Origin of the sequence: Paraburkholderia elongata (assembly GCF_013177735.1) — a bacterium.
Taxonomy (GTDB): Bacteria; Pseudomonadota; Gammaproteobacteria; order Burkholderiales; family Burkholderiaceae; genus Paraburkholderia; species Paraburkholderia elongata.
In genome coordinates, this window is record NZ_WOEZ01000126.1 from 75,568 (window position 1) to 90,189 (window position 14,622).

Sequence of the window (14,622 nt, forward strand, 5' to 3'; positions counted from 1 at the left end):
CGGCCACGTCGAATAGGGCGAAACTCGTATTATCCCTCAAGCTGGCGCTTCTTCCGACTCGGCCGAATGGCCAGTCTGTTGCGGCAGCTCAAATCGCCCGCAAATCACCGGTGTATGGCGCTCCCGCGTTTCGCTCCTAAGCCGAACGGCTAACGCGCGGTTTTGGCCTGAAAACTCCGGAAGGGTGGAGTTACAATGTCGCCCATGTCAGATCCCCGCTTCGTTCATCTCCGCGTCCACTCCGAATTCTCGATTGCCGATGGCATCGTGCGTCTTGACGACATCGTCAAGGCCGCCGCCAAAGACGGTCAGGGCGCGCTCGCCCTTACCGACCTCGGCAACGCGTTCGGCCTCGTCCGTTTCTACAAGGAAGCCCGCGGCAAAGGGGTCAAACCCATTGCCGGCTGCGACGTCTGGATCACCAATCCGGACGACCGCGAGAAGCCTTCCCGTTTGCTGCTGCTGGTCAAGAACCGGCGCGGCTATCTGAATCTGTGCGAGCTGCTCAGCAAGGCATCGCTCACCAACCAGTATCGCGGCCGCGCGGAAGTCGAAGCCGACTGGCTCGAATCCGGGTTGGGTGAAGGCCTGCTCGCGTTGTCGGGTGCGCAACAGGGCGACATTGCCCTCGCGCTCGCCGCCGGCAACGAAGAAGCGGCCAAACGCAACGCTTTGCATTGGGCGAAGGTGTTTCCTGGCGGCTTCTATATCGAACTGCAACGGTGCGCTCAGCCGGGCGGCGAGCAGTACGTGCAGCAGGCGGTTGCGCTTGCCGCGTCGCTGAAATTGCCGGTGGTGGCCACTCACCCCATGCAGTTCATGACGCCGGACGATTTCACCGCGCACGAAGCGCGCGTGTGTATTTCCGAAGGCGACATCCTGGCGAATCCGCGCCGCTCGAAGCGCTTTACGTCCGAGCAGTATTTCCGCACGCAAGAAGAGATGGCGGCGCTGTTCGCGGACATTCCGTCGGCGCTCGCCAATAGTGTCGAAATCGCCAAGCGCTGCAACCTGACGCTCGAACTCGGCAAGCCGAAGCTGCCGCTCTTTCCGACGCCCGACGGCATGTCGCTCGACGACTACCTCGTGCAATTGTCGAAAGAGGGCCTCGAGAAGCGTCTCGAACAGTTGTACCCGGACGAGGCGGAACGCGAAGCGCAGCGCGAAACGTATTACCAGCGCCTCGAATTCGAGTGCGGCACGATCATCAAGATGGGCTTTCCCGGCTACTTCCTGATCGTTGCGGACTTCATCAACTGGGCGAAGAACAACGGCGTGCCGGTCGGTCCGGGCCGGGGGTCGGGTGCAGGTTCGCTGGTCGCGTATGCGCTCGGCGTGACCGACCTCGATCCGCTGCGCTACAACCTGCTGTTCGAACGGTTCCTGAATCCGGAACGGGTCTCGATGCCCGACTTCGACATCGACTTCTGCCAGCACGGCCGCGACCGTGTGATTCAGTATGTGAAGGAGAAGTACGGCGCAGACGCCGTGTCACAGATCGCCACCTTCGGCACGATGGCGGCGAAAGCGGCGGTGCGGGATATCGGCCGCGTGCTCGATCTCGGCTACATGTTCACGGACGGCATCGCCAAGCTGATTCCGTTCAAGCCCGGCAAACACGTCACCATCGCCGACGCGATGAAGGAAGAGCCGCTCTTGCAGGAGCGCTTCGACAACGAAGACGAAGTGCATCAGCTGCTCGAACTCGCACAGCGCGTGGAAGGCCTCACGCGTAACGTCGGTATGCACGCCGGCGGCGTGCTGATCGCGCCCGGCAAGCTGACCGATTTCTGCCCGCTCTATACGCAGGGCGACGAAAGCGGCGTCGTGAGCCAGTACGACAAGGACGACGTCGAAGCCGTCGGCCTCGTGAAGTTCGACTTTTTGGGTCTCACCACGCTGACAATTCTGGATTGGGCCGAGCGCTATATCCGCCGTCTCGATCCGTCGAAGAAAGACTGGTCGCTCGCGCAGGTGCCGCTCGACGACGCGGCGTCGTTCTCGATCCTGAAGAAAGCGAACACGGTCGCCGTGTTCCAGCTGGAAAGCCGCGGCATGCAAGGCATGCTGAAAGACGCGCAGCCTGACCGCTTCGAGGACATCATCGCGCTGGTCGCGTTGTACCGTCCGGGCCCGATGGACCTGATCCCGAGCTTCTGTGCGCGTAAGCACGGCCGCGAAGTGGTGGAGTATCCGGATCCGCGCGTCGAACCTGTTCTGAAAGAGACCTACGGCATCATGGTCTACCAGGAGCAGGTGATGCAGATGGCGCAGATCATCGGCGGCTACTCGCTGGGTGGCGCCGACTTGCTGCGCCGCGCGATGGGTAAGAAGAAGGCCGAGGAAATGGCCGAGCACCGCGAGCTGTTCCGCCAGGGCGCCTCGAAAAACGGGCTGACCGGCGAGAAGGCCGACGAAATCTTCGACTTGATGGAGAAGTTCGCGGGCTACGGCTTCAACAAGTCGCACGCGGCGGCGTATGCGCTGCTCGCGTACTACACCGCATGGCTGAAGGCGCATCATCCGGCCGAATTCATGGCAGCGAATATGTCGCTCGCCATGGACGACACGGATAAGGTCAAGATCCTGTTCGAGGACTGTCTCACGAACAAGATGGCCGTGCTGCCGCCGGACGTCAATCTGTCGGCGTACCGTTTCGAGCCGGTCGCGGAAACGGACGGCAAGCGGTCGAAAACGATTCGCTACGGCCTCGGCGCGATCAAGGGCAGCGGCCAGAACGCGATCGAAGAAATCCTGCGCGCACGCGAAGAAGGTCCGTTCATCGACATCTTCGACTTCTGCAACCGGGTCGACCGCCGGATCGTCAATCGGCGGACTGTGGAAGCATTGATCCGCGCGGGTGCGTTCGACACGCTGCACGCGAACCGCGCACAGTTGATCGCCTCTGTCTCGCTGGCAATGGAAGCGGCCGAGCAGGCGAGCGCCAACGCGATGCAGGCGGGCCTGTTCGACATGGGCGACGCGCCCTCGCAAGGTCATGAACTGGTCGACGAGCCGGAATGGCCGGAAAAGAAGAAGCTGCAGGAAGAGAAAGGCGCGCTCGGCTTCTACCTGTCGGGCCATCTGTTCGATGCCTATAAGGACGAAGTGCGCCGTTTCGTGCGCCAGAAGATCGGCGAACTGAAGGAAGGGCGCGACAAGCTTGTCGCTGGCGTGATCGCGTCGCTGCGCACGCAGATGACACAGCGCGGCAAGATGCTGATCGCGCTGCTCGACGACGGCACCGGCCAATGCGAAGTGACCGTGTTCAACGAGACCTTCGAAGCGCACAAGCAGTTGTTCAAGGAAGACGAACTGCTAGTCGTGCAGGGCTCGGCGCGTAACGACGCATTCACGGGCGGCATCCGCTTCACCGTCGATACGGTGATGGATCTCGGCCGCGCCCGTTGCCGTTATGCGGAAGCCGTGAAGGTGCAGATGAACGGCAACGCGGACGCGTCGGCATTGCGGCGCGTGCTCGAAGCGCATAGCGCGGGTAAGGACGAGCCACAAGCTGTACCGGCGCCGGCCGCGTCATCGCGTGGTGGCAATGGAGGTGGCCGCAACGGCGGGGGCTATGGCGGCGGTGGTGGTCAGCGCCAAGCTGTGCAGATTCCGAACGGTCTCGCCGTGCAGGTGGTTTATCGCAGCGAGAATGCACAAGGTGAAATGCGTCTGGGCGATGCGTGGCGCGTAAAGCCGACCGACGAATTGCTCGCGGCCTTGCGCGGCGAGTTTGCTGGAAGCTCGATCGAAATCGTCTATTGATGGCTGGTTTGCCCGCGCGGCGCGCGTGGGCAAACCGTTTGCGAGCCGTGGCCATGACGCTATGCTGGTTCGGACCATGCCGAATGCCAATTGCCGCTTGCCCGTGGCTAACGAATGCAGAGCACCGCCAACGCGCAATCGGCCCCCATCAACGAGCCCTGGCCACTAGCGCTGCGCCTTCTCCCCCATCCGCGCCAGCTTCAAAAACCGGTAGTAAACCGTTTCTGCGTTGAACACCGCGATCATGAAACCCGCGCGGCCGTCGAGAAATCCACGCCGCAACACATAGGTCCGCACGAAGGCCCAGGCGCCGCGCCCGAGCGCCTTGCCAAAACTGCCGCGCTTGCCTGCCGCATGACGTTGCTGTGCGCCCGCTGTCGAATACGCGTCGAGCTTGCGCAATACGCCTTCGAAGTCTTCGTAGGAGTAATGCATCAGTTTGCCGGTCAGGCGCTGCGACGACGTGTCGAACACCAGGCGCTCGTGCACGAGGTCGTCGGAGAAACGCGCGGCGCCACGTTTGAACAGGCGCGGAATCCAGTCCGGATACCAGCCGCTGTGGTGAATCCAGTGGCCGCAAAAGCTCGACAACCTGTCCACCGCGTAGACATCGGCGGTGGGTGCGGCCAGCGCCGCGCGGATCGCCGCGGCCAGTTCCGGCGAGACGATCTCGTCGGCGTCGAGAGAGAGAATCCAACTGGTGGTGAGCGCATCCACGGCGCGGTTCTTTTGCGGACCGAAGCCCGGCCAGTCGGTTTGCTCGAGCACGTGCGCGCCGTGTGCTCGAGCAATGTCAGCGGTACCGTCGGTGCTGCCGCCGTCGATCACGACGATCTGATCGGCGAAGGCCACGGCCTGCAGGCATTCGGCCAGTCGCGCCGCCGCGTTTTTGGTGATGATGGCGACGCCGAGGGTGGTTTCTTGCATACCTGAATTGCGTGGAGGGTGCAGGGTGGCGGAACGGGTCGCGCAAGTATACAACCCAGCGCAACCCGGCCGATCCATAACCCCCGGCCATTATCCCCAACCGTTTACAATGCTGTTTTTTGATATTCCGCGCGTCAGGCATTCCGCCCGCTGTGCGGATGCTGTCCCGCCTTCTCAGAGGATTCCTTGAGCGCGAAGCCAACGTTAAGCAAACCCATCGGTTCAGGTGAGGCATCGTCGCCTGCCGTCGTCTTTCGACGCTTATGGCCTTATATCAAGCCGCTGCTGTGGGTGGTGGTCGGCGCGATCATCGCCATGGCCGTGAGCGCCAGCACTGACGCGGCGATTCCCGCCTTGCTCAAGCCGTTGCTGGACAAGGGCTTCGGCGCGCATGCCAGCGACAATGCCAAGTGGTTCGTGCCGGCCGCGGTCATTGGCCTTGCGCTGGTTCGCGGCGTGTCGCAATACGCGTCCGGCTATCTGCTCGCCTACGTGTCGAACAAGATCCTGCTCGAACTTCGCCTGAAGATGTTCGACCGCATGATCCACACGAGCGTGGCGTTCTTCCAGCGCGAAACCGCGAGCACGGTGATCAACGCGATCGTCTTCGAGGTGAACCAGATTCTCAACGTGCTGTTGAGCGTCATGGTCACGCTGGTGCGCGATTCGCTGACGGTCATCTTCCTGCTCGGCTACCTGTTCTATCTGAACTGGCGCCTGACGCTGATCGTCGCGGTGCTGCTGCCGGGGATCGGCTGGTTGGTCGGCAAGATCAACCGTCGTTTGCGGCGCCTGAACCGTGAGCATCAATTGCTGACCAACGAGCTGTCGTACATCGTCGAAGAGACGGTGGGTGGCTACAAGGTCGTCAAGGTGCACAACGGCGAGCAGTACGAGACGGACCGCTTCACGGCGATGAGCAAGCGTCTGCGCGGTTACGCGATGCGCATGATCGTCTCCGGCGGCCTCGCGCAACCGTTGACGCAGTTCCTGGCGTCAATCGCGCTCGCCGTGGTGATTACGATCGCGGTGGTGCAGTCGTCGTCGGATCAGACCACCGTCGGCGGCTTTGTGGCGTTCGTCACGTCGATGCTGCTGATCATCTCGCCGCTGAAGCACCTGATGGACGTGAACCAGCCGTTGCAACGCGGCATGACGGCGTGCGAACTGATTTTCGGCCTGATCGACGAGCCGTCCGAACCGGAGGGCGGCGGCAAGCCGCTCGAGCGCGCCCACGGCGAAGTGGAATTCCGCGACGTCTCGTTCACCTACGGCAGCAATGCCACGCACAACCGCCACACGCTCGACCATGTGTCGTTCAAGGTGGCGCCGGGCGAAATGGTCGCGCTGGCGGGCCCGTCGGGCAGCGGCAAGACCACGCTGGTGAACTTGCTGCCGCGCTTTTTCGATCCGACCGGTGGCGAGATTCTGGTCGACGGGGTCGCGTTGCCGGAATACGGCCTGCACGCGCTGCGCAGCCAGATCGCGATGGTGAGCCAGGACGTGGTGCTGTTCAACGACACGGTGGCCAACAACGTCGCTTATGGGCAGACGGCCGATCCGGACAAGGTCAAGGCGGCGCTGCGCGCGGCGAACCTGTGGGATACCGTCGAGGCGATGCCCAATGGCATCGATACCCTGGTCGGCGACAACGGCATGATGCTCTCGGGCGGTCAACGTCAGCGTCTGGCGATCGCGCGCGCGATCTATAAGAACGCGCCGATCCTGATCCTCGACGAAGCCACCTCGGCGTTGGATTCCGAATCCGAACGCCACGTGCAGGCGGCGCTGGAAACCTTGATGAAGGGCCGTACCACGCTCGTGATCGCGCACCGTTTGTCGACCATCGAACGCGCCGACCGGATTCTGGTGATGGAAGCAGGGCGTATTGTCGAGCGCGGCAGCCATCGCGAGCTGCTGGCGCAAGGCGGGCTGTACGCGCATCTGCATCGCATCCAGTTCCAGCAAGACGCAGCCTGATCTGGCCTGGTGGCTGGGTTGATCGCCTCGCGGCCGGCCGTTTCAGCGGCCGTTTTTTCGCACGATTCGTTTGAGCCAGATTCCCGGCGCGTAGACTGCCGGACATGTCACGTACAGAAACATGCGGATGCGCAACCCGAGCTTCACTTTGGGACTGCGTGTGAGCAGTCCAATACGTTCGCCAAGGCCGCCGGCTTCGAACATCGCGTGAATGAATTGTTCGCGCGCGAGCTTGGGCGCCATCGCCGCGCGCATGCGTTCGCCCACGCCGCCGATATCGGCGTCGCGCTGCAACTGCGCGAGTTCCATGAGCCCATAGCGATTACTTTGGCGCATTCGCGTAATCAACTCATCCACCGATCCATAACGGCGTTTGCGCGACAGTCCGCCGCGCCGGTAGCGCACCAATGGCTCGCGCAGACTCGCGGCCCCGCCTGACAGGATCGCGCGCAGCACCATGATCTGATCTTCCGCGGCGGCGCCTGGCAGCATGGGGCCGAAGCGCTCGAACAGCCGTCGCGTCCATGTGTGCGCGGCGCCGATGAGCCACGGGCGGCTGGCGAGCCAGTCGTCGAAACTGCGATAGGTGTCGAGTTCGGTTGGCGTCATCCGTTCGTGGACGTTGCCGGCTTCGTCCATATCCGCGAGGTCGGTGGCGATCAGGTCGGGGCGGCGATCGTGCGCGAGCCAGAAGTCGACCACCCGCTCACAACGGTTCGGCGCGGACATGTCGTCGCCTGCGGCAACGAAAAGCAGCTCTCCCTGCGCCATTTGCGCGAGTTGCGACAGATGCGCGCAAATGCCCTGATTGACCGCGTTGCGGCGCGCGATCACCTTGTGCGGTCCGCGGTAGCCAGCGATCGCGGCTTCGATCGCGGCGAACGTGGCGTCGCTGGAGGCGTCGTCCGAGATGATGATTTCGAGCGGTGCATAGGTTTGTGCGAGTGCGCTGCGCACTGCGTCGGCGATCTTCTTTTCCTGGTTGTAGGTGATCAGCAGGATCGATACCAGCGGGCGGTCAGAGTCAGACGGCGTGGAGGCAAGGTTTGTCGACGGGCTATCGGTCATGGAATAGGTTGGGGTGCGGTTCGGCTAGATTCTAATCGGTGACGGGAGGGTTGCGTCATGTAGCGCCCCAAGCCCATCCTTTACAATTGCCGCTGTCCCGAAAACCAGATCGCGCGGTTCTTCGCCACGCGGGCGCCTCACAGAGAACCGTTCCTTGTCCGACCCGACCCGGCGTCCTGTCACCGACATCGCCCTGACCGCCCAGGCGCTGAAAAATAGCGGCGGCGCCGAACGCTACACGCGCGACGTGATTGCCGGCTTGCATCGGATGGGGCTGCGTCCTACGCTCTTCGCCCGCGAGATCGATCGCGCGCTGCCTGAGGCGGCATGGATCGACGCTCAACCGCTCAATGTCCGCTGGGCGCCGCGCAAGCTTCGCAACCTGGCGTTCGACTGGCGTCTCAAGCAACGGCTGAAACGGCATCGTCCGGCGTGCGTCTTCGCGATCAATCACTCCACCCATGCCGACGTCGCATTGTGCGGTGGCACGCATCCGGGTTCGCTCGAGGCCGCCGGCCGCGCCGCGCGCCGCAGCGACGAATGGCAGATCGACATGGAGCGGCGCGTCTATTCGCAGGCGCGTTCGATCGTCGCGCACTCGCAATTGATGAGCCGCGAGTTGCAACGCTTTTACGGCGTGCGGGCCGACCGTATCGACGTGCTCTATCCGCCGGTGGACACAGCACGCTTCCAGCCGCTGAACGATGTTGAACGAGCGGCGGTGCGCCGCCAGTTCGATCTGCCCGAAGGCCGCGTGATCTTCGTGTTTTCGTCGACCAGTCATGAACGCAAAGGCTATCCCTTGCTGGAAGCGTTTTTTGCACAGACCACGCTGCCGGTTTGCCTGGTCGTGGCCGGCCGGCCGGTGCCGAAAACCAGCAACACTATTCGCTATGTCGGGTACTGCAAAGAAATCGAAAAACTGTTCGCCGCAGCCGATTTCACCGTGGTGGCGTCGGCGTACGAACCGTTTGGTCTGGTGGGAGTCGAGTCGGTGATGTGCGGCACGCCGCTTGTGATCGCAGATAACGTCGGATCGGCGGAGACGGTCACCGGTGCGGCGAAGATCGAGTTTTCGCGGCAGTCGGCGGGGAGTTTCGAGCGCGCCATTCAGGCCGCGGTGGAGCGTGTGCAGGGCGGCTACGCGCGCATCGCGGAGCCGCTACGCAGTCTGGTCTACGACCCGAGCGTCGATGCTCATGTCGCCGCGCTCTACGAGATGTTCACGCGTTGAGCCCGCCGCACCGCGCGCGGATGCCGGGCGCGGCTGAAATGGGGGCGAATCAGGCCTTGACGCCGGTCGTGGTCTGACGGGCGGCGCTTGACCCTGCCGATTGCGCCGTAGCCAATTCACGCTTGCGCGCATCGATCACCGCTAAAAACGTAGCGATCAGCAGCGCGAGCAGGACCGTGACCATGATCGGCACGAGGACGTCGATGGTCAGTCCGAAAATCACCGTGCTGGTGGCGACCGCGAGACCCGCATAGGACGCCGCGCGAATCGCCGGATCATTCGACCGCCTGTGACGCCAGAAGTACACCGAGATGCCATAGTAGAACAGCAACAGGCACATCACGCCGATTGCGCCCATCTCGGCGAGGGTCGAGAAAAAGTCGCTATGGGCGCGCTCGTTGACGATCTCGGTCTTCACTTCGCCACGCTTGGCCAGCACACCCAGTTCGTCCACCAGACGCCCCTTGCCGACGCCGTACACCGGATGATGCGTAAAGATCAGCCGCGACGCATTCCACAACTGTAAGCGCAGCCCAACCGACGTGTAGTCTTCGCCCTGATGCATCATCGAAACATCGTTCCCGACTTCGCCGAGCCGCTTCTGAATTCGCTCGGTCGACAGCAGCGCACCCGCGCCGAGCACGATTACCAGCGTCGCTATCAGGAGACGCTTCTTGTGTGCGTACCACTGATACTGCATGCCGAGCAGGACGACGAACACGGGCACGGCCAGCCAGCCGCCGCGGCTGCCCGATAGATATGACGCGTAACCGCCGCACACCAGGGCCAGCAGTCGGAGCCCTAGCACGCGCCAGTCACGCGGCTTGTCCCAGCCTAAAGTGAAAACCGAGAGAAAGCCGAGCAGCAGCGCCGTATCGCCGAACGGAATCGCATTTGTATAAGAATTGTTCAGACGATTCGCATCCGTCCAGCCGCCGGCGGGTTGATCGACGAGCGCCCAGATGCCCACCGCCAGCGCGCCGGCGGCACAACCCCAACCGATCACGCGCAGATGCCGGGACGGCAATTGCCGCAGCAGCAGAAAGACCGGCAGGGCCAGTACGAAGCGCGACAACGCGTCGAACTGACGCGGCAGCCAATAACCGAACACGGCTTGCTGGACGGCGATTGCTACGACGAAAGCCAGCATGCCGATGGTGAACCAACGGTAGGTGCGCAGGCCGGAGAAGTATCCTGGCGTGCGCCGGTTGGCCACGGCGGCGCCGAGCGCCAACGCGAGAATCGCGAAAAAGCAGTAGCCCGTGCCGCCGCGCCACACGAGATTGACTGCGGGCGCGAAAAACAGCAGGGCTGTGCAGAGCCAGACCAGACTGGGAGCAAAAATCATAGGGCAACAATATGTAAGAACACTACCGTTCCGGTGGTGGAGTTGCTATGGCCGGATCCTTGGGGCATTTTTTAAGACGGTAGAGCGATCGCGATTATAACCGCGCGTCTCCTTGCAAAATGCTTGCCGAAGCACATAGCAGGTTGCCCTTCGGCGGGGCGCGGCAATCGGTGCCGCCTTGCGCGGAAAGTCCTGCTCGAAGACAGCCGCCATGGCTTTCGAGCCCTGGTATTTGTCGTATGAGCGGGCGGCGGCGGTACAATCCCGGGCGAAACTTATGGGCGATGCTGTTTGGGCCACCGGTGCGGTGCCAGGTTCCCGCAGCGCCCGCAGGCACTCGCGCCGCCTGCGCTTCTCCGACGCCAAGCTCAACGGACCGAATCGATGTTCTCAATCATCATCCCGACCTGGAACAACCTGCCTTACCTGCGGCTCGTGATCGAGAGCCTGCGGCGTCATTCCACGCACACGCATCAGATCATCGTGCACGTGAACGACGGCTCGGACGGCACGCTAGCCTGGGTGCGCGACGAGGGTATCGAACACACCGCATCGCCCGGCAATATCGGCATCTGTCACGCGGTCAATATCGCGGCGGCGCGCGCCACGCAGGACTACATCGTCTACATGAACGACGACATGTACTGCTGCCCCGGCTGGGACGACGCGCTTATCAGGCGTCTCGCGCAGATGCCGGCCGACAATCTGTTCATGTTGTCCGGCACGATGATCGAGCCGGTTGACTCCGGCAATCCGTGCGTCGTCGTGCAGAACTTCGGCCGCGACGTGGAAAATTTCCGCGCCGACGACCTGGTGGCCGCCACGCCGAAACTCGTGCGCGCCGACTGGCGTGGCGCCACGTGGCCGCCAACGCTCGTGCATCGCGACTGGTGGCACAAGGTCGGCGGCTATAGCAGCGAATTGAGCCCCGGCATGAGCAGCGACAACGACTTTTCGATGAAGCTGTGGGACGCCGGTTGCCGGGTGTTCCTCGGCGTCGGCGACAGTCTGGTTTATCACTTTCAGCAGAAGAGCACCGGTAAGGTCGTCAAGAACGATGGGCGCCGCCAGTTCCTGAACAAGTGGGGCATGACGCAAGCCACTTTCGACCGTTATTTTCTGCGGCGCGGCACGGCGGTAGAAGGCGGCCAGGCGGTCAGCGAACCCGAGCGGACCGGCCGCCTGCGGCGCGCGCTGCTCAAGTCGCGCATCAAGCGCGCGTTCAGCTGAAGCAGGCGTGCGTTACACGCCGCCCGTCACCAGCGGCAGCACCGTCAAATCCGGATGCGTGCCGTCGACGATACTGCGTCCAACATGCACCCCTTCGTAGAGCGCTTCATCCTTGCCGGCAAAGCTCTCTTCGCCGTCCGCATGGAAGGGTACCGTGTGCCCGGGGATGGTCGGATCGGCGCCCGGATGGCACACGTAACCGACATACGTGTAGCGATTATCAGCCGCGGCTGGCGGCGGCTTCGTTTCGTCGGGCGGGCTTTTCAGGAAGGGCGCCACGTGAATTTCGAAACCCTCGTACTCCACCATCTGCCAGGGTGCGGTTTCATCGGCCATGGCCGCCTCCGTCTATGTCGTGCGTCTATCAGAAAGTCTAGGTGATTTGAACCTGAAGCGCGCCGTAAGACTGATGCGGCAAACCACGATGGCTTGTCCGCGCCATCTTCGCCGTCATATAGAATGACGCGCTTTGCCCGTACAAGACCCTGCCCATGTGGTTCAAAAACCTTCAGTTGCACCGTCTTCCCGCTCCGTGGTCCGTAACCCATGAACAAATGGAGAAATGGCTCGCGCCGCACGCGTTCGCGTCCGGCAACAGCGTCGAGATGCAAAGCCACGGCTGGGCGTCGCCACGCGACAATGACTCGCTGGTGTATTCGCTCAATGGCCAGATGCTGCTGGTGTTTCGCGCCGAAAAGAAACTGCTGCCCGCTTCGGTCGTCACGCAAGTGACCAAGGCGCGTGCGCTCGAACTCGAAGAGCAGCAGGGCTTCAAACCCGGCCGCAAGCAGATGCGCGAACTCAAGGAACAGGTGACCGACGAACTGCTGCCGCGCGCCTTCAGCATCCGCCGCGACACGCGTGTGTGGATCGATACCCGAAACGGCTGGCTCGTGATCGATGCGGGCTCGCAAGCAGTCGCCGACGAGGTGCGCGGCCTGCTGGTGAAGTCGATCGATCAACTGCCGCTCGGCACCGTGCGCGTCACGCAATCGCCGGTTGCGGCAATGACCGAATGGCTGCTTTCCGGTGAAGGTCCCGCGGGCTTCACGCTCGACCAGGACACCGAGTTGCGCTCGCCGACAGAAGGCAACGCGACCGTGCGCTACGTTGGACATACTTTGGACGCCGAAGATATGCGCCGCCATATCGAAGCCGGCAAGCAATGCATGCGGCTCGCGATGACATGGAACGATCGGGTGTCGTTCGTGCTCACGCCAACGCTCACGATCAAGCGTATCGCGCCGCTCGATGTCCTCAAGGAAGCGAGCGATCCCACCGCGCAGAACGACGACGAGCGCTTCGATTCCGACGTCACGCTGATGACCGCCGAACTCGACCGCATGCTGAGCGATCTGCTCGACGCGTTGGGTGGCGAACAGGGCGAGGCGATGCCGCAAGTCGCGGCTGCCTGAGTGACGTTTCCCTGAGTGGATCTCGCCACGACCGTGCGGCGTCGATGCGCAATGCATTCGCGAAGCGGCGCTGCGTGACAGCGCCGCCGCGCGCAGACCACCTTTACACCGAACCCTGCTACGCCGGCGCCGTGAATATGGTTAAGATTGCGCTCATCAAGGCGCATCGATCACGGAGGGCTTGCGATGGTTCGACTGGTTATGATCCTGCTGGGTGTCGATTACCTGCGCACGCGCTGGCGCTCGTTGCAGTTGATCGGCTGGGTGAGCCTCGTGCTCGGCGTGGCGGTGTTCATCGACGCACTCGATAGCGCGCTCTATTTCCCGATCACGCCGTTTGCCTTATTGCTGCTGCTCGAAGGGCTCGCCACGCTGGCCGTCGCCTGGACCGGCATGGGCGGGCAACGCACGCTGCGCTATGTGAAGGGCCTCGCATTCTGCTTTGCGGCGGCGCTGATTCTCGCCGGCCATCATCACGGCAACTTCATTCTGTCGATGATCTTCGGCACGCTCTTTCTGGCCGACGGTCTGCTGCAGATCGTCTCCGCGAAGGTCGTCCGCTATCGCACCTGGCGCCTCGCAATGATCGGCGGCGGCGTTGAAATTGCGCTGGCGATTTTCTTCTATCAACCTTATCCGACGCATTATGTGGGCACCGTGCCGTACTGTCTCGGCCTCGGCCTCGGCCTGATGTTCGGCGGCTGGAACATGATTTTGCTGAGTACGCGCGTGCGGCGTCTCGCGTCGAATCCCGCGGTTGCTTCGGACGATGCAACCGCTGATGCAGCCAACTCCGCTGCGAGTGCGGTTGCTTCCGGTCGGCTAAGCGCAGTCGAATGGGACGGCCCGCCCACCGCCGATGAAGACGCGTTGACGGTTCATGTGTGGACGCCGGTGGGCTCGTCCAGGAGCGAGGCGCGGCGGCAATTGATCGTCGATCGCTATATCGCGGCGGTGGATCGTAACGGTGTGATATCAACCGGGCATGCCGCGCTCGAATCGCCAGAGGGCATCTATATCAGCTTGTATCCGGGCGTCGAGATTGATCGTTCACCGGACGATTTCGCACGGCTCCTGCGCGCGACGCGCGAGAACGACGTGCCCGGCGTATTCCAGCCCGATTACCCGACCGAGTCGAAAGCATGGTGTCCGTCCACGGTTCAGGTGCGCATTCGCAATTACGATCCAGCACGCCTGCGCCGCTTCTGGGACACCTATCGTCAGGACACGACCTACAACCTGACGCACCGCAATTGTTCGAGCAGCGTATCGCGCGCTCTTGAAGCGGCGATCGAAGGCGCGTCGGCGCGCGTATGGGGCAGCCTCGGCGGCTGGCGGCCGTTTTTGCGCGTGATTACGACGCCGGAATTGTGGGTGGCCGCGCAACTGCGCAAACGCGCCGCGACGATGGCGTGGACGCCCGGCCTCACGCTCGACTATGCGCGCGCGCTCAGCATGCTCGCCGACCCGCGTCCGTCGGGTTGGGTGAAGATGGCGCGCCTCGCTGTACGCAGAATGGTGCGTTCGCGGCAGCAATGGCGCGAAGAAGAGCGCGGCGCGCCAGCCTCACAGGAAGCCGGGCGCGGGCATGCCGCCAGTACCGTGCGCGATTGAAGTGCGCTTGAGACAGGCGCGCGGCGCGACTTGCCCAA

Annotated in this window: 10 protein-coding genes; 6 read left to right on the forward strand and 4 right to left on the reverse strand. The window is 62.9% G+C overall.

What is annotated here, in order from left to right:
• Positions 1-195 precede the first annotated feature (195 nt).
• Positions 196-3,768, forward strand: a complete 3,573-nt coding sequence (gene dnaE, locus GNZ13_RS23760; RefSeq protein WP_172168642.1) for a DNA polymerase III subunit alpha — start codon at positions 196-198, stop codon at positions 3,766-3,768.
• A gap of 165 nt (positions 3,769-3,933) precedes the next feature.
• Here the strand turns inward: dnaE and GNZ13_RS23765 are convergent, their stop codons facing one another.
• On the reverse strand, positions 3,934-4,695 hold the full coding sequence (locus GNZ13_RS23765) for a glycosyltransferase family 2 protein (protein ID WP_172168644.1): 762 nt from the start codon (positions 4,693-4,695) through the stop codon (positions 3,934-3,936).
• 186 nt (positions 4,696-4,881) lie between these two features.
• On the opposite strand from GNZ13_RS23765, the gene msbA reads away from it, so the two are divergent.
• Entirely contained in the window at positions 4,882-6,675 is a 1,794-nt protein-coding gene (msbA, locus tag GNZ13_RS23770; protein ID WP_172168646.1) for a lipid A export permease/ATP-binding protein MsbA, read from the forward strand.
• A gap of 42 nt (positions 6,676-6,717) precedes the next feature.
• On the opposite strand, the gene GNZ13_RS23775 is transcribed toward msbA, so the two are convergent.
• Entirely contained in the window at positions 6,718-7,743 is a 1,026-nt protein-coding gene (locus tag GNZ13_RS23775; protein WP_172168648.1) for a glycosyltransferase, read from the reverse strand.
• Between the two features lie 154 nt (positions 7,744-7,897).
• On the opposite strand from GNZ13_RS23775, the gene GNZ13_RS23780 reads away from it, so the two are divergent.
• Entirely contained in the window at positions 7,898-8,977 is a 1,080-nt protein-coding gene (locus tag GNZ13_RS23780; RefSeq protein WP_172168650.1) for a glycosyltransferase family 4 protein, read from the forward strand.
• Between the two features lie 49 nt (positions 8,978-9,026).
• On the opposite strand, the gene GNZ13_RS23785 is transcribed toward GNZ13_RS23780, so the two are convergent.
• On the reverse strand, positions 9,027-10,325 hold the full coding sequence (locus GNZ13_RS23785; protein WP_172168652.1) for an O-antigen ligase family protein: 1,299 nt from the start codon (positions 10,323-10,325) through the stop codon (positions 9,027-9,029).
• Between the two features lie 384 nt (positions 10,326-10,709).
• Between GNZ13_RS23785 and GNZ13_RS23790 the strand changes: the two genes are divergently transcribed.
• Positions 10,710-11,555: a glycosyltransferase family 2 protein gene (locus tag GNZ13_RS23790; protein WP_172168654.1), complete on the forward strand. Its 846-nt coding sequence runs from the start codon at positions 10,710-10,712 to the stop codon at positions 11,553-11,555.
• Between the two features lie 12 nt (positions 11,556-11,567).
• Here GNZ13_RS23790 and GNZ13_RS23795 read toward each other — a convergent pair whose 3' ends face one another.
• A complete protein-coding gene (locus GNZ13_RS23795; RefSeq protein ID WP_172168656.1) occupies positions 11,568-11,891 on the reverse strand; it encodes a hypothetical protein in 324 nt (107 codons plus the stop codon).
• A 155-nt stretch (positions 11,892-12,046) separates the two neighbouring features.
• On the opposite strand from GNZ13_RS23795, the gene GNZ13_RS23800 reads away from it, so the two are divergent.
• Positions 12,047-12,970 carry a recombination-associated protein RdgC gene (locus GNZ13_RS23800; protein WP_172168659.1) on the forward strand — a complete coding sequence of 308 codons (924 nt, stop codon included), beginning with the start codon at positions 12,047-12,049 and terminating at the stop codon, positions 12,968-12,970.
• A gap of 186 nt (positions 12,971-13,156) precedes the next feature.
• Positions 13,157-14,584: a DUF308 domain-containing protein gene (locus tag GNZ13_RS23805; protein ID WP_172168662.1), complete on the forward strand. Its 1,428-nt coding sequence runs from the start codon at positions 13,157-13,159 to the stop codon at positions 14,582-14,584.
• Positions 14,585-14,622: the final 38 nt, after the last annotated feature.

Excerpts from the sequence above, each read along its gene's own strand:
- dnaE (WP_172168642.1), top strand. The coding sequence starts at position 196 with ATGTCGCCCATGTCAGATCCCCGCTTCGTTCATCTCCGCGTCCACTCC.
- GNZ13_RS23765 (WP_172168644.1), bottom strand. The coding sequence starts at position 4,695 with ATGCAAGAAACCACCCTCGGCGTCGCCATCATCACCAAAAACGCGGCG.
- GNZ13_RS23775 (WP_172168648.1), bottom strand. The coding sequence starts at position 7,743 with ATGACCGATAGCCCGTCGACAAACCTTGCCTCCACGCCGTCTGACTCT.
- GNZ13_RS23785 (WP_172168652.1), bottom strand. The coding sequence starts at position 10,325 with ATGATTTTTGCTCCCAGTCTGGTCTGGCTCTGCACAGCCCTGCTGTTT.
- GNZ13_RS23790 (WP_172168654.1), top strand. The coding sequence starts at position 10,710 with ATGTTCTCAATCATCATCCCGACCTGGAACAACCTGCCTTACCTGCGG.
- GNZ13_RS23795 (WP_172168656.1), bottom strand. The coding sequence starts at position 11,891 with ATGGCCGATGAAACCGCACCCTGGCAGATGGTGGAGTACGAGGGTTTC.
- GNZ13_RS23800 (WP_172168659.1), top strand. The coding sequence starts at position 12,047 with ATGTGGTTCAAAAACCTTCAGTTGCACCGTCTTCCCGCTCCGTGGTCC.
- GNZ13_RS23805 (WP_172168662.1), top strand. The coding sequence starts at position 13,157 with ATGGTTCGACTGGTTATGATCCTGCTGGGTGTCGATTACCTGCGCACG.